This window comes from uncultured Thiocystis sp. (assembly GCF_903866365.1).
Taxonomy (GTDB): Bacteria; Pseudomonadota; Gammaproteobacteria; order Chromatiales; family Chromatiaceae; genus Chromatium.
The window spans coordinates 1-14,660 of sequence record NZ_CAIPNF010000147.1 but is presented as its reverse complement, the minus strand read 5'-3'; the positions used below and the strand labels follow the sequence as shown (position 1 = coordinate 14,660).

Annotated in this window: 13 protein-coding genes; 10 read left to right on the top strand and 3 right to left on the bottom strand. The window is 65.5% G+C overall.

The features are described from left to right. The first annotated feature begins 271 nt into the window (after positions 1-271). From hypF to sdhB, 9 genes are all read left to right on the top strand, one after another. Positions 272-2,671: a carbamoyltransferase HypF gene (gene hypF / locus QZY07_RS08580; RefSeq protein ID WP_295401578.1), complete on the top strand. Its 2,400-nt coding sequence runs from the start codon at positions 272-274 to the stop codon at positions 2,669-2,671. A 29-nt stretch (positions 2,672-2,700) separates the two neighbouring features. Then, on the top strand, positions 2,701-3,171 hold the full coding sequence (locus QZY07_RS08575; protein ID WP_295401576.1) for a rhodanese-like domain-containing protein: 471 nt from the start codon (positions 2,701-2,703) through the stop codon (positions 3,169-3,171). A 283-nt stretch (positions 3,172-3,454) separates the two neighbouring features. Continuing rightward, entirely contained in the window at positions 3,455-5,221 is a 1,767-nt protein-coding gene (locus tag QZY07_RS08570) for an AAA family ATPase (RefSeq protein ID WP_295401574.1), read from the top strand. A 47-nt stretch (positions 5,222-5,268) separates the two neighbouring features. After that, entirely contained in the window at positions 5,269-5,577 is a 309-nt protein-coding gene (locus QZY07_RS08565; RefSeq protein WP_295401572.1) for a hypothetical protein, read from the top strand. Further along, complete coding sequence (locus QZY07_RS08560) at positions 5,561-7,390, top strand: long-chain fatty acid--CoA ligase (RefSeq protein ID WP_295401570.1); 1,830 nt, start codon at positions 5,561-5,563, stop codon at positions 7,388-7,390. Before QZY07_RS08565 ends, QZY07_RS08560 begins: the two co-directional genes overlap by 17 nt. A gap of 244 nt (positions 7,391-7,634) precedes the next feature. Then, entirely contained in the window at positions 7,635-7,817 is a 183-nt protein-coding gene (locus QZY07_RS08555) for a hypothetical protein (protein ID WP_295401568.1), read from the top strand. Between the two features lie 54 nt (positions 7,818-7,871). Further along, a complete protein-coding gene (locus QZY07_RS08550) occupies positions 7,872-8,504 on the top strand; it encodes a succinate dehydrogenase (protein WP_295401566.1) in 633 nt (210 codons plus the stop codon). After that, positions 8,501-10,387, top strand: a complete 1,887-nt coding sequence (gene sdhA, locus QZY07_RS08545; protein ID WP_295401564.1) for a succinate dehydrogenase (quinone) flavoprotein subunit — start codon at positions 8,501-8,503, stop codon at positions 10,385-10,387. Before QZY07_RS08550 ends, sdhA begins: the two co-directional genes overlap by 4 nt. 169 nt (positions 10,388-10,556) lie before the next feature. Beyond that, positions 10,557-11,324, top strand: coding sequence for a succinate dehydrogenase iron-sulfur subunit (sdhB, locus tag QZY07_RS08540; protein WP_295401562.1), 768 nt, complete (start codon positions 10,557-10,559; stop codon positions 11,322-11,324). Between the two features lie 15 nt (positions 11,325-11,339). Here the strand turns inward: sdhB and QZY07_RS08535 are convergent, their stop codons facing one another. From QZY07_RS08535 to QZY07_RS08525, 3 genes are all read right to left on the bottom strand, one after another. After that, positions 11,340-11,795 (bottom strand): hypothetical protein, encoded by a 456-nt coding sequence (locus tag QZY07_RS08535; RefSeq protein WP_295401560.1) that lies wholly within the window; start codon positions 11,793-11,795, stop codon positions 11,340-11,342. Between the two features lie 130 nt (positions 11,796-11,925). Then, positions 11,926-12,228 (bottom strand): hypothetical protein, encoded by a 303-nt coding sequence (locus QZY07_RS08530; protein ID WP_295401559.1) that lies wholly within the window; start codon positions 12,226-12,228, stop codon positions 11,926-11,928. A 213-nt stretch (positions 12,229-12,441) separates the two neighbouring features. After that, positions 12,442-13,440, bottom strand: a complete 999-nt coding sequence (locus tag QZY07_RS08525; protein ID WP_295401557.1) for a helix-turn-helix domain-containing protein — start codon at positions 13,438-13,440, stop codon at positions 12,442-12,444. A gap of 139 nt (positions 13,441-13,579) precedes the next feature. On the opposite strand from QZY07_RS08525, the gene QZY07_RS08520 reads away from it, so the two are divergent. After that, a complete protein-coding gene (locus tag QZY07_RS08520) occupies positions 13,580-14,608 on the top strand; it encodes a sulfatase-like hydrolase/transferase (protein WP_295401556.1) in 1,029 nt (342 codons plus the stop codon). The last annotated feature ends 52 nt before the right edge of the window (positions 14,609-14,660 follow it).

Sequence of the window (14,660 nt, the reverse complement as noted above, 5' to 3'; positions counted from 1 at the left end):
ACCGATTCGCGCGGCGCGCTTGCCGCCTGCCCAATATGCGGTCATTCACGACCAACGCCAACCGAAGCCGGGTCCGGCCCGGCACTGGCCGGAAACGCGCTGCACATAACGTAGCGCCGGCTTGCCATTGAGTCTTGCTTCGGCATGTTCACGGATACGAATTCGTCATCGACAAGCATGTGGGGCTGGATCATTCTCGATTCTGACGAACAATGTGCCAAGTGACTTGCTTCGCTGGCGACCCGCGGCGATCGGTGGGGTGCGGTTGACAATGAATGCAGAGCGAATTCGTGTGCGTGGTCTGGTCCAGGGCGTCGGTTTCCGGCCCACGGTTTGGCGCCTCGCCCGCGCTTGCGGTCTGGTCGGGGATGTCCTCAACGATGGCGCGGGCGTCCTGATCCGTGTCCAGGCGGACGACCGTCAAATCATCGATCGGTTCTGCGAGCGGTTAAGGGCGGAGTGTCCGCCACTGGCGCGGATCGAGAGCATCGAACGCACCCCGCTCGCCGCCGCGCTGGAGACGGATGCGTTTGCGATCCTGGCGAGCGCCGCCACCGCGGTACAGACCGGAATCGTCGCCGACGCCGCCACCTGTCCCGACTGCGCCGCCGAGATCCTGGACCCGACGGATCGCCGCTACCGCTATCCCTTCACCAACTGCACCCACTGCGGGCCGCGACTCAGCATCGTCCGGGGCATCCCCTACGATCGGGCCTGGACCAGCATGGCGGTCTTTCCGATGTGCCCGGTCTGCGCCGGGGAATACGCTAATCCGGCCGATCGCCGCTTTCACGCGCAGCCCAATGCCTGTCCCGATTGCGGCCCCCGGGTCTGGCTGACCGATGCCGAGGGACGCGAGCTGGATCCGGCCGGATTCGGCGCGAATGATGCCATCGCCGCGGCCAGCCGTCTGCTGGCCGAGGGGCGCATCCTCGCCATCAAGGGGATCGGCGGCTTTCATCTCGCCTGCGATGCCGCCAACGCGACGGCGGTCGCCGAACTGCGCCGGCGCAAGCGCCGCTTCGGCAAGCCCTTCGCGCTGATGGCGCGGGATCTGGAGACGATCCGCGCCGTCTGCCGGGTCACGGACACGGAGGCCGCGCTGCTGGAAAGCCCGGCGGCGCCGATTCTGTTGCTGGACATTCGAGCGCCTCGGAGCGGTCAGGATGGGCAGGCTTCGCGTTGTCCATCCTCCGCAACGGCTCTGGCTCCGGAGATCGCGCCGGGTCAAACCACGCTCGGCTTCATGCTGCCCTACAGTCCGCTGCATCGTCTGCTGCTGGCCGACTGGGCGCGTCCGCTGGTCATGACCAGCGGCAACCTGAGCGAGGAGCCCCAGTGCATCGACAACCTGGACGCGGCCAAGCGCCTGAGCACTCTGGCGGACGTCTCGCTGCTGCACGATCGCGCGATCGTGAATCGGGTCGACGATTCGGTGGCAAGGGTGATGGCCGGCGCGCCGCGCCTCCTGCGCCGCGCGCGCGGCTATGCCCCGGCCCCCATCCGGCTGCCGCCGGGCTTCGCGGACGCGCCGCCGATCCTTGCCTTCGGCGGCGAACTCAAAAATACGATTTGTCTGGCGCGCGACGGTCAGGCGATCCTCTCCCAGCACCTGGGCGATCTGGAAGACGCCCGTACCGCGCGCGAATATGAAGCCACGCTCGCGCTCTATCTCGAACTCTTCCAGCACCAGCCCCGGCTGCTGGCCGTGGACCTGCATCCCGACTACCGCTCCAGCCTCCTCGGGCGCGACTGGGCCGCCCGTGCCGACCTGCCCCTGGTTGGCGTACAGCATCATCATGCCCATCTGGCCTCGGCGCTGGCCGACAACGGCTGGCCGCTGGAAGCCGGCCCGGTGCTTGGTATCCTGCTCGACGGGCTCGGCTATGGCGCTGACGGCACGCTCTGGGGCGGCGAGTTTCTGGCCGCCGATTACCGCGACTACCGACGGCTTGGACATCTGAAGCCGGTCCCGCTGCCGGGCGGAACCCAGGCGATCCTGGAACCCTGGCGCAGCCTGTACGCGCAGCTTGAGCGCGCCCGCGGCTGGGATGAAATGCAGACCCGTTACCCCCATCTGAGCCTCGTCCGGCGGCTGGCCGAAAAACCGCTCGGCGTGCTTCGGACCCTGATGGAACGCGGACTCAACGCGCCCCTGTCCAGTTCCGCCGGACGGTTGTTCGACGCGGTGGCGGCGGCGCTCGGGATGGGCGGCGAGCGTGTGACCTACGAGGGACAGGCGGCCATCGAACTGGAAGCGGCGGCCTCGCGCGCGCTGGAGACGGCGGGTCCAGGCTATCCCTTCGCGACCCTCGCCACGCCATCGGCGACCGTGCTGGATGCCGCGCCGCTCTGGGATGCGCTGTTCGACGACCTGGCGCAAGGCGTTGCGAGCGAGCGGATCGCCGCCCGTTTTCATCTCGGATTCAGCGCCGCCATCGTCGATTTAGGACTTGAACTGGCCGCGCGCAACGGGCTGGACACGGTCGCCCTGTCGGGCGGCGTGTTTCAAAACCGCCGCCTCCTGGAAGCCGTCGCGGACGGCTTCGGCGCGGCTGGACTGCGCGTCCTGATCCAACAACAGGTGCCCGCAAACGATGGCGGACTCTCGCTCGGCCAGGCCTGTGTCGCGGCGGCGCGCTCGCTGCCCGCCTCATCTCGCCAGCCCTAACACACCCAATTGAACCGCAAAGAGCAGAAATGAAAAATTTTCTCGAACTGATCAAGAATTGCCTGACCGACATCAAGGAGATCATGCCCTGGGATCTGGAGGAGCGGATTCAAGAAAACCCCGACCTGCTCATCCTCGATGTCCGCGAGCCGGACGAGTTTGCCGCCATGCATCTCCCCGGTTCGCTGAACATCCCGCGCGGCATCCTGGAATCCGCCTGCGAGTGGGACTATGAGGAGACGATCCCCGAACTGGTCCGGGCGCGCGCGCGCGAGGTCGTCGTGGTGTGCCGTTCCGGCTACCGCAGCATCCTCGCCGCCCACTCGCTGACCGTGCTGGGCTACGAACGGGTCGCCTCGCTGCAGACGGGTCTGCGGGGCTGGAAGGACTACGAACAGCCGCTGGTCGACCTGGCCGGGAAGGCGGTCGATCTGGACGATGCCGATGTCTATTTCACGCCACGGCTGCGGCCGGATCAGCGACGGCCAGAGGGAACTTGAGCCAGGTGCGCCGCTTCCCGATGCCGGGTTGGCGCACCGTCCATTCCCCCTCGCCAAACGCCTTCCGTCCGGCGGCGTCCGCCATCGCATGGATCGGCAGGTCCAACCCCATCCGGCCCATCAATCTGGGGCTGAATATTGCCGCGGTCACCGGGCACGACCCAAGGATCTCAATTCCATCCCGCCGCCAATCGCGCAGCGAACGGCTATAGTCATAGCAGACAGGGTACTCGGACGCGCGCCGCGCAATCACCGGACTCAAACGCTCTGACGACCATCGGCCATGATCCAGAACATCAACCAACTCAGCACCCTGCGCGTGATGCAGACGTTCGAGACGGCGGTGAACGAGCTGGTCGCGCTGCGCCAGAACCTGCTGACCACGGATGTCCTGCTGATGGCGCTGATCTCGCAGGAGGAGGCGGAACCGATGCGCATCCTGGAGCAACTGCTGTCGAATCCGGCGCAGGCGGTGGCGCGCATCCGCAGCCGGGTGCGGGAACATTATCGCGCGGCCGTTCCCGCCGCCGGGAATCAGATCCTCATCAGTCAGGAGATCGAGCAGGCGGTGCGGATCGCCCGCGACGAGGCGAAGCGGCTCGGCGACAGTCTCATCACGACCGGCACCCTGTTTCTGGCCCTCTTCGATACGCACTGCGGACCGACCGCGACGCTCTTGAGCGAGGCCGGGATCGGACTCGACGAGGCGCGCAAGGCGCTGGAGACGCTGCGCGGCGGGCGCACCGTCACCACCGCCGAGGCCGAGAGCGAGCCGGACGTGCTGGCGCGCTACACCCGCGACCTCACCGAGCTGGCGCGCCGGCGCGAGCTGGACCCGGTGATCGGGCGCGAGAACGAGATCGCCCAGGTGATCCAGACGCTGTCGCGGCGCAAAAAGAACAACCCCGCCCTGATCGGCGAGGCCGGGGTGGGCAAAACCGTGATCGTCGAGGGTCTGGCGCAGCGCATCGCCGACGCCGAGGTGCCCGATACCCTGCTGAACAAGCGTCTGCTGGCGCTGGACATGGGCGACATCATCGCCGGGGCCAAGATGCGCGGCGAACTCGAAGAGCGCCTGAAGTCGGTACGCGACGCGGTGATCGAGGCCCGGGGGCGCGTGATCCTCTTCATCGACGAGTTGCATACCGTGATGGGCATGGGCGGGGGCGCGGGTTCCGGCACCCTGGATGCGCCGAGCATGCTGAAGACGGCGCTGGCGCAGGGGTCGCTGCAAGTCATCGGCGCCGATACCACGGAGGAATATCGCCGTTTTATCGAGAGCGACAAGGCGCTGGAGCGGCGCTTTCATCCGATTCTGGTGCGCGCGCCCTCGATCCCGGACACCATCCGCATCCTCCAGGGGATCGCGCCCCGCTACGAGACCCATCATCAAATCCACTATCTGCCCGAGGCGCTGGAGGCGGCGGCCCAACTCGCCGAGCGCTATCTGACCGAGCGCCAGTTGCCGGACAAGGCCATCGATCTGCTCGACGAGGCCGGCGCTCACAAGCATCTGCACCGCATCTCGATCCCGGCCGATATCCGCGATCTGGAGCGCGCGCATCGCAACCTGCTGCGCGAGAAGACCGACGCCTTCAATCAGCAGTATTTCGAGCAGGCGGCGCGCTTGCAGATGGAGATCCTGGCGCTGGAGGAACGGCTGTCGGCGGCGCGCGCCACCTGGGAAGAACAGCGCGAACAGGAGGAAACGGACGTGCGCGGCGAGGACATCGCGCGGGTCGTCTCGCGCTGGACCGGGATCCCGGTGGCGCGGATGGTGGAATCCGAGTCGGACAAACTGTCGCGCATGGAGAGCGAGTTGCACCGGCGGATCGTCGGTCAGGACGACGCCGTGCGCGCGGTCGCCAATGCCATCCGCCGCAACCGCGCCGGGATCGCGGCGGCGCGCCGACCGATCGGTTCCTTCCTCTTTCTCGGACCGACCGGCGTCGGCAAGACCGAGCTGGCCAAGGCGCTGGCCGCCTTCCTGCTCGACGACGAGAGTCGCGTGGTGCGGCTGGATATGTCCGATTCAAGCCGGAGCTGCTGAACCGTCTCGACGATGTCATCGTCTTTCATTATCTGGAGCCGGAGGAGGTGCATCGCATCGCCGGGATCTTCGTCGACGCGCTGATCCAGCGTCTGGCGGTGCGCCGGATCGGGGTCGCGGTCGAGCCGGCGGTGATCGATAAACTCGCTCGGGACGGTTTCGATCCGATCTATGGCGCCCGCCCGCTGCGCCGCGAGGTTGAGCGTCAACTGGAAAACCCGCTGGCCATGCTGATCGTCACCGGCCAGTGTCCGGATGGAAGCCGGGTCCAGGTCGGGCTCGATGATCAGGGGATCGCGCTGCGGGTCGAGACTGCCGCAACCGGTGGAGCGTCATCGCATGAAAACACGCACTGATCGTCGCTCGGATGTCATCCCCGCCGCCGAAGCGGGAACCCTGCCCGAACTCTTCCGCCTCCGCGTGCGGCGGACCCCGGAGCTGGTCGCCTATCGGCAGTTCGACGCCGCCCAAGCGCAATGGATCGATGTCACCTGGAAGGAGATGTCCGAGCGGGTCGGACAGTGGCGGCGGTCGCTCGCCACCCTGAGATTGGCACCGGGCGAGCGGGTGGCGGTCCAGCTCCGCAATGGACTGGACTGGGTCGGTTATGAGCAGGCATCCCTCGCCCTGGGTCTGGTGGTGGTGCCGCTGTACCCGGACGACAATCCGGGGAACCTGGCCTATATTCTCCAGGATTCGGACAGCCGGGTGCTGCTGGTGGAGACCCTGGCGCAGTGGCAGGCACTGGCGCCGCTGCGCGCGCGGTTTCCCGCGCTGACGCAGGTGCTGTGTCTGGAACCTTCCGACGCGCCGCCGCCGGCCGAGGATCTGGCGTTCGGCAGCGTGGCGGACTTTCTGCGCCGCGAGACCGGAGAATCGCCCGAACACCGCGCCGCCCCCGAGGATCTGGCCACCATCGTCTACACCTCCGGCACCACCGGCAGGCCCAAGGGCGTGATGCTGTCGCACGACAGCATCCTGTGGAATGCCGAGGCGCAGCTCAAGATGGTGCTCACCGATCGCGCAGATACCTTTCTCTCCTTCCTGCCCCTGTCGCATACCTTCGAGCGCACGGTTGGCTACTATTTTCCGATGATGGCCGGCAGTTGCGTGGCCTATGCCCGCTCGCTGCAGGATCTCCGCGAAGATCTGCTGACCATCCGCCCGACGGTGCTGATCTCGGTGCCGCGCATCTACGAGCGGGCCTATGCGCGGATTCAGGCGAAGCTGGCCGAGGAAGGCCGGCTGGCGCAATGGCTGTTCCGTCAGGCGGTGGATCTCGGTTGGGCGCGTTTCCTCGCCGAACAGGGACGCGGCGATCCGCCCGGACGTCTTGACCGGCTGCGCTGGCGGTTGTTGCGGCCGCTGGTGGCGGACAAGGTGCTGGCGCGGCTGGGCGGGCGTCTGCGCATCGCCATCAGCGGCGCGGCGCCCCTGCGGGCGGAGGTCGCGCGCTGCTTCGTCGGGCTGGGGCTCAATCTGCTCGAAGGGTACGGACTGACCGAATCCGCGCCCACGATCGCCGGCAATCTCGTCGAGGATAACGTCCCCGGCTCGGCCGGCGTGCCGATCCCTGGAATGGAGATCCGGATCGCCGACAACGGGGAACTCCTGGCACGCAGCCCGAGCGTGATGCTGGGCTACTGGAAGCGCCCGGACGAGACCCGGACGGCCATCGAACCGGACGGCTGGCTGCATACCGGCGACCTCGCCGAGATGCGCGACGGTCATCTCTTCATCCGCGGGCGTCTCAAGGACATTCTGGTGCTGTCCACCGGCGAGAAAGTCCCGGCGGGCGATCTGGAACGGACCATCCTGGAAGATCCCTGGTTCGAGCAGGCGCTGGTGGTGGGCGAAGGCAGGCCCTTTATCACCGCGCTGCTGGTTCTGGAGCGCCAGGCCTGGAGCGCGCTGGCGGCAAGCGTGTCGCTGGAGGCGGACGATGAAGGATCGTTAGGGGACGAGCGCGTCAAGGCGGCGGTCATCGCACGACTCGCCGGGCTGTTGCGCGAGTGTCCGGCGCATGAACAGATCCGCGGCGTGCATCTGCTGCTGACCGCCTGGACCCTCGACAACGGCTTGCTGACGCCCACGCTGAAGGTCAAGCGGGAGGACGTGGAGCGGCGCTCTGCCGAGGCGATTCGGATGCTGTATCTCGACCACGAGTAAACCGCTCGGTCGATTCGCGCGTCGACTCGGAAGAGACGGGCTTGGAGATACAGATCTCTGGGATCGCCGAGTTGCACTCGGCCCTCTGGCCGCGGGCCGGAGAAAACGCCGAACGTAACCCGTGAATCCCGGCCTAACAGGACCTGGGCTGATGCGATCCACGATCTTCGCACCCCCGCCTTCCCCCGAGCGGTTGTCCGCCTCCGGCGTCAGGTACTCCAGGGATGGGTGCGGACGCTCGTGGTTGTCGAAAGCGAAGGATTCGGTCAGCCCCAAGGAGCAACTCGGGCAAGACTGCGTCGCCTTTGAGGTAGATGTCCGCATCCTTGACGAGGCGCCACAGCCGCTGGATTTCCTCACCGAGCTGGCACCGCGATCAGCGTTCGCCAGCACGGAATTTCACCAAGCGATTGCGCACGGTCACTGAACCGCCCGGTCCACCAGTCTATGCTGGGCTCCCGCCGCCACGGACGATCCCGCCATGCGCCATTCCACCGCCGATCCGCACTTTCTGCTGCGACGACTGCATTCGCTGCTGGGCCTGCTGCCGGTCGGCGCCTTTCTGATCTTTCATCTGTGGGAGAACTCCCAATCCCGCTTCGGCGCGGCGCACTACAACGGCGAGGTCGTCGCTTTCCTGCAAGGGATGAATTATCTGCCGATTCTGGAGATCGTCATTATCGCCCTGCCGCTGCTGTTCCATGCGGGCTATGGCCTAGTCATTACCACCCAGATGCGTGCCGAGCTGACCCGTTATCGCTACGTCAGAAATTGGCTCTACTGGCTACAACGGGCCTCCGGCATCGGCATCCTGGTGTTTCTGCTGCTCCATGTCGGGATGACGCGCATCGAGGGCATCTGGCGCGTCTCGGTCCGGGAGGATCTGTTCGGACACATGCAGCATCTGCTGTCGCAACCCTGGATGTTCGGGCTCTATCTGACCGGGCTGCTGCTCTCGGTCTTTCATCTGGCCAACGGACTCTCGACCATGGGGATCGTCTGGGGCCTGACCACCTCGGCCGACGCCCAGCGGCGGTTCGGCTTTGTCTGCGCCGGTTTCGGCCTGCTGCTCGCCGCCATCGGACTCCATGGAATGATCGGGTTTCTGCCATGAACACCACACCCAAGGCGATCGTCATCGGCGGCGGACTCGGCGGACTCTGGGCGACCCTGCGCATCGCCGACGCCGGCTTTCCGGTCCAGTTGTTCTCGCTGTTCGAGGTCAAGCGCAGCCATTCGGTCTGCGCCCAGGGCGGCATCAACGCGGTACTGGATACCAAGGGTCAGCGCGATTCCATCCACCAGCACATCGTCGACACCCTCAAGGGCGGCGAATATCTGGCCAACCAGCCGCCTGTCAAGAGCATGTGCGAGGCCGCGCCGGGGTTGATCCACACCTTCGAGCGCATGGGCGTGACCTTCTCGCGCACCCCCGAGGGGCTGCTCGATCAACGCCTTTTCGGTGGTGTGAAAAACAAACGTACCTGTTTCGCCGGCGCCAGCAGCGGCCAGCAGTTGCTCTATGGCGTCGATCAGCAGGTACGCCGGCTGGAGTCGCTGGGCCAGGTCGTCAAGTTCGAATGGTGGGAATTTCTGTCGCTACTCAAGGACGCCGACGGTGTCTGTCGCGGCATCCTCGCGATGGATCTCAAAAGCCTGGAGATCCGCGCCTTCCCGGCGGACGTGGTGGTGATCGCCACCGGCGGATTCGGTCAGCTCTACGCCCCCAAAACGACCACCTCAAGCCATTGCACCGGGGCCGCCGCCAGCCGCTGTTATCAACAGGGTGCCTGGTTCGCCAACGCCGAATTCTTCCAGTTTCACCCGACGGCCATGATCGGGCGCGATAAGAACCGTCTGATGAGCGAGGCCGCCCGTGGCGAGGGCGGGCGCATCTGGGCGCCGCGCGACCCCAGCGACGCACGCGCACCGAACGCGATCCCCGAGGCCGAGCGTTTCTATTTCCTGGAAGAATTCTTCCCGGCCTATGGGAACACGGTGTCGCGCGACGAGGCCTCGCGCGCGATCTGGCACGTCACCCGGCAGATGGGGCTGGGTATCCAGGGGACCGATCGGGTCTATCTGGACCTGACCCATCTGGACCGCGCCTTCGTCTCGGGCCGGCTCGGCGCCATCCTGGACATCTACCGCAAGTTCGCCGGAACCGATCCGCTCGCCGCGCCGATGGAGATCTTTCCGGCCGCGCACTATCCGATGGGCGGACTCTGGGTCGATTTCGAGCGCGACGACTCCGGCGGGATGCGCCCGGACAGTCCGCGCAATCAGGCCACCAACCTCCCCGGACTCTACGCCTGCGGCGAGTGCGATTACGGTTATCACGGTGCCAACCGGCTCGGCGCCAATTCGCTCCTGTCCGCCAGTTTCGCGGGGCGGATTGCCGGCGAATCCGTGGTGAGTTATCTCAAGGGACTCGACCATCATCGGGCGCCCCTGGATCCGACCGGGGTCGCGTCCGAGATCGCCCGTCAGCAGAGGATCAATCACGCACTGATGCGCTCGGATGGTCCCGAAAACCCCCACCAGCTCCACCAGGAGCTGGGCGCGCTCATGACCGCCAAGGTCGGCGTGGTGCGCGCGAATCCCGAGCTTGCGACGGCGCTGGACGAGTTACGCGAGCTGGAGCGGCGAGCCGCTTCGGTCACCCTCGGCGATTCCAGCGCCTGGGCGAATCAGACCCTGATCTTCACCCGTCAGCTCCAGGATATGATCCAGCTCGCGATGGTCGTCGCCAAGAGCGCGCTGGAACGCGACGAATGCCGTGGCGCGCACCACAAGCCCGCGTTCAAGATCCCGCTGCCCGAGGGCAAATTCCCCGGCGATCCCGAGTTCGAGGACTACCGCACCCGCTGGCGGGCCAACAACGACCAGTGGCTCAAGACCACCATCGCCGAATTCAACGCCGAGGGTCCGCGGATCCACTACGGGGAGATCGACCTGAGCTTCTATCCGCCCACCGAGCCGCGAGATTACCGATGAACCTAAAAAGAGTCGTAATTAAACCGCAAAGAACACGAAAAACACGAAGTATTTCAGTATTTTGCCGCAATCAGAACAGCCACCGAAGGCGGTGACTGTCGCGCGCATTGCAATCCTTGTTTTTCTTGGCGTCCTTTGCGCCTTTGCGGTTCCAAATGCCGGATTTAGGATGAGCGGAATGCCTGCGAACAGAACGTCGATTCGATTCAAAATCCGCCGTCAGGACGCCCCCGGCAGCCCGCCTTACTGGCAGGAATTCGCGATCCCCTATGCGCCGGATCACAATGTCATCTCGGCCCTGATGGTGGTACAAAACAACCCGGTCACCACGGACGGCCAGCGGGTCGCCCCGGTTGTTTGGGATCGTAACTGCATGGAAGAGGTCTGCGGCTCCTGCGCCATGCTCATCAACGGCGTGCCGCGTCCGTCCTGTTCGGCGCTGATCGACAGCCTGACCCAACCCATCGTGCTGGAACCGTTGCCCAAGTTTCCGGTGGTGCGGGATCTGCTCGTGGACCGCTCGCGGATCGACGAGGGATTGCGCAAGGTCCGGGCCTGGATCGAGATCGACGGCGCCTGGGATACGCATGAGGGCGCGCCGCGCATCTCGCCGTCCGAATGGTCCGCCAATTATCTCTACAGCCGCTGCATGAGCTGCGGCTGCTGCCTGTCGGCCTGCCCTCAGTTCGGCCCCCATTCGGACTTCATCGGACCCGCCGCGCTGGCACAGGTGCGCCTGATGAACGCCCACCCCACCGGGCGCTACGACCAGGCCGACCGGTTGCATGCCATCATGGGCGATGGCGGCGTCAGCGACTGCGGGAACGCGCAGAACTGCGTGCGGGTCTGCCCGAAGTCCATCCCCCTGACCACCGCCATCGGCGAGTTGGGACGCCAGACCACGGTGCAGGCGGTCAAGGATCTGTTTGGCGGTTAACCTGCGGATTGTCCATCATCGCGTGGACCGAAACGGCAGAATGCGGCCCTCCCGGGCCGCGCTGCCCGCATCGGACGGCTGATCCAACATCCGCTGGAGCGCTGGCCCAATGTCGGTCATCAGTCGCTTCTGGACCTCTTTTGACCCGCTGAAGTAATAGATCATTTCGCAGGGAACCGGCGCGGTGAGCGATTCCCGCCCAAGCGCCGGTCGCCAGGCCAGCCGAATCAGGCGTCCGCCCTCGCCATCCTGATGCGCATAGCCACCCAAGGCATCGACGAAAATGGTCTCCTCCTGCTCGACCACCGCCAGATATTGCATGGAGCGGATGGGCACGAACAGACTCCCGCCGCCAGCGCGACTTAGAAGCAGGCGCAGACGGTTATGGAGACTGGCCGGGAGCGCGCTCGTCTCGCGCGCGAATGCGGTGTCGGGCCGAAAGAAGGTCTCGCGGACGAAGTAACGTGACATGGCATCGGCTCCAACGCAGCGCCTGTCCCAAGCGGGCGCTCAACCTCAACGCGGCGATCCCGGAAAACGCACGGTCTTGTTGGGATCGGCGCCACATCGCCTCTCGATCGATCCGCGCCGTTGACGCGGTTCAATCGTCATCGCCAAGCTCGGGATCCCAGCCGGCCGCGCGCGCCCGTTCCACCGCTGCCGCATAGATTCGCGCATGCCGCTCGCGCAGCTCGGGCGGCAGGTTGGAGGCCAGGTGACCATAGGGCATCCAGGCATCGCTCACCTTGTCGTAGAGCGACTCGATGCCCTGAATGGTCCAGCCTTCGCAGGTTTCGTCTTCCGGGATGATCCCGAACACCCAGGCATCCCGGATGATATTGGCGGTCGGCGTCATCGCGCCCTGTTCCTGACGGTGGATCCCCTCGTAAATCTTCGCTTTCATCGCGTAGTCCCGCTCCGGTTGACGGCTTGCCGAGTGCGTTGAGGTCGGTGAAGCCGCGAGCATGCTGTGCGTTGCGTGAACGCAGCGCCAGCATTCGCCAACCGCGCCTGATCGGACGCGGCGTTAAACTGTAACGTCTTACTCGTGCTTTCGCCATGGGCGTCCGACTCATCGTGGCGCCGGGAGCGACCATCATGACACTGTCGAACACCCCTAACCGGCTCGGTCCGGGCGCAACCGCGGCGTCCAGCGCAGCGTCTCCAACGGTCCCTCGCCGAAAAGCTGCCGATATTCAGCGGTAAAACGCCCCAGTTGATAGAAGCCCTGCGCGTAAGCGGCCTGCGTGACGGTCAGGCTGCCGGCTGGCGCGAGCCTGAGCTGGCGGCGCACGGCATGGAACCGCCAGCGCCGCAGGAAGGCCAATGGCGCCATGCCGTAGGTGTCGAGAAAGGCGTACTCCAGGGTGCGCTGACTGACGCCGGATTCGCCGCAGAGCCGTGGAACCGTCAGGGCGCTCAGGTCGGCGTCGCGCAGAAACTCCAGTGCGCGATCGAGACCCCGTTGCCGCTTGATGGGCGACGGGCGACGCTCGGCGGACAAACCGGGCAGCTCGACCGTCTCCAGCAGACGCGCGAGCAGATCGGCCTCCAGGGCGCGCAGGACGGCGGGATGCTCCAGCATCATCGGCCGGCGATGGGCCTGGCGAAGCATGCACAGGAGCCTGCGTTTCAGTCCGTCGATCTTGGCGCCCGAGGCCGGCAGCACTCGGGTCGCGGCGGCGGACAGGAGCGCCGACGCCACCTCGGGGGCGAGCGTCCGATGGATGAACTCCAGGCTGATGAGAACGATCAGATGGACCTGCCCGGCGTCGATATTGGCTTCCAGCGCACCGGGAGGCGAGGCGGGAAGGCCCTGCTCGTGCAGGCTGTCGCCCCAGAAGGTGCTGCGTCGACCGAGGCAAATCGGGACCGCGAATCCGAGCAGCCCTGGCGGCGTCATCCCAAAAACACGGCAGGGGCACTCGAACGAGTCCTGGAACAGGGCGAATGCGGGCGTGAGCAGGAACGCCTTGCGATGGACGAATGGCCCCGCCGTCAGCGGCGTGACGCAAAAGTCCCACGGCCGGGCGATCTCCTCGTAGAGGACCGGATCGTTCACTTCCAGCGAGCCGATCAGCGGCGGGGCGGTCGGCTGGATTTTGGGTGATATCATCGGATCATCCAGGGGCATCGTTGATCAACCGACTTTGCGAAAACTGCATATCCAGGCAATCGCTGCGCGGCTAGTCTAGGCGACAAAAGCCGACTAAATCAGTTTTTCCTCTCTGACGAGCCCTCAAGGAGCTGACCCGATGAAGCGACCCCTGCTTGGATTACTCGCCACCGCGGCGATGATCATCTCACTTCCCAGCCTTGCCGCGACGGGGGCGACGGCCGACCAACCCAACATTCTGGTCATCATGGCCGATGACATCGGCTGGATGAACGTGTCTTCCTATGGCGGCGACATCATGGGCGTGCAGACGCCGAATATCGACCGCATCGGCGCCGAGGGGCTGCGCCTGACCTCCTTCTACGCCCAGCCGAGCTGCACCGCCGGGCGGGCCGCCTTCATCACCGGCCAGCTTCCGGTGCGCACCGGACTGACCACCGTCGGCACGCCGGGCTCGCCGGCGGGATTGCAGAAAGAAGACATCACCATCGCCGAGGTCCTCAAGACCAGGGGTTACGCGACGGCGCAGTACGGTAAGAACCACCTGGGCGATCTCGATGAGCATCTGCCCTGCAACCACGGGTTCGACGAGTTTTTCGGCAATCTCTACCACCTCAATGCGAACGAGGATCTGGAAGACCCGGACCGCCCGACCAATTCCGAGTTTCGCAAGCAGTTCGATCCGCGCGGCGTGATCGAGTGCACCGCCAATGGCCCCGTGAAGGACGATGGTCCCTTGACCGTGCAGCGTATGGAGACCTTCGACGAAGAAATTCTCGCCAAATCGCTCGACTATCTCGCCCGCCGCGCGGTGGACAGGAAGCCCTTCTTCCTCTGGCACAACACGACCCGCAACCACGTCTTCCTTCATCTTAAGCCCGAGTCCAGGGACCAGTCACGCGGCGGACACGAGGACATCTACGGCAATGCCCTGAAGGAGCACGACGCCCAGGTCGGCCAGCTTCTTGCGAAGCTCCAGGAGACCGGTCTCGACAAAAACACCATCGTGGTCTGGACCACGGACAACGGCGCCTATCAGTACATGTGGCCCGAAGGTGGCACCTCGCCCTTCCGGGGCGAGTCGGGTAGGGACCGTGCATTGCTGCACCATCCCCCCCTAAGAACCGTGCTTGCGACTTTCGCCGCACACGGCTCAAGCCTTGTGTAAGCTCCTTTTAGAGAGCCGGTAGTTCACCGCTTTTATACAGAGCGTGGAGTTG

Bases quoted from the DNA above. Each gene is read 5' to 3' on its own strand.
- QZY07_RS08575 (WP_295401576.1), top strand. From the start codon at position 2,701: ATGAAAAATTTTCTCGAACTGATCAAGAATTGCCTGACCGACATCAAG.
- QZY07_RS08525 (WP_295401557.1), bottom strand. From the start codon at position 13,440: ATGATATCACCCAAAATCCAGCCGACCGCCCCGCCGCTGATCGGCTCG.
- QZY07_RS08550 (WP_295401566.1), top strand. From the start codon at position 7,872: ATGCGCCATTCCACCGCCGATCCGCACTTTCTGCTGCGACGACTGCAT.
- QZY07_RS08520 (WP_295401556.1), top strand. From the start codon at position 13,580: ATGAAGCGACCCCTGCTTGGATTACTCGCCACCGCGGCGATGATCATC.
- sdhA (WP_295401564.1), top strand. From the start codon at position 8,501: ATGAACACCACACCCAAGGCGATCGTCATCGGCGGCGGACTCGGCGGA.
- QZY07_RS08530 (WP_295401559.1), bottom strand. From the start codon at position 12,228: ATGAAAGCGAAGATTTACGAGGGGATCCACCGTCAGGAACAGGGCGCG.
- QZY07_RS08535 (WP_295401560.1), bottom strand. From the start codon at position 11,795: ATGTCACGTTACTTCGTCCGCGAGACCTTCTTTCGGCCCGACACCGCA.
- sdhB (WP_295401562.1), top strand. From the start codon at position 10,557: ATGAGCGGAATGCCTGCGAACAGAACGTCGATTCGATTCAAAATCCGC.
- hypF (WP_295401578.1), top strand. From the start codon at position 272: ATGAATGCAGAGCGAATTCGTGTGCGTGGTCTGGTCCAGGGCGTCGGT.
- QZY07_RS08560 (WP_295401570.1), top strand. From the start codon at position 5,561: ATGAAAACACGCACTGATCGTCGCTCGGATGTCATCCCCGCCGCCGAA.
- QZY07_RS08570 (WP_295401574.1), top strand. From the start codon at position 3,455: ATGATCCAGAACATCAACCAACTCAGCACCCTGCGCGTGATGCAGACG.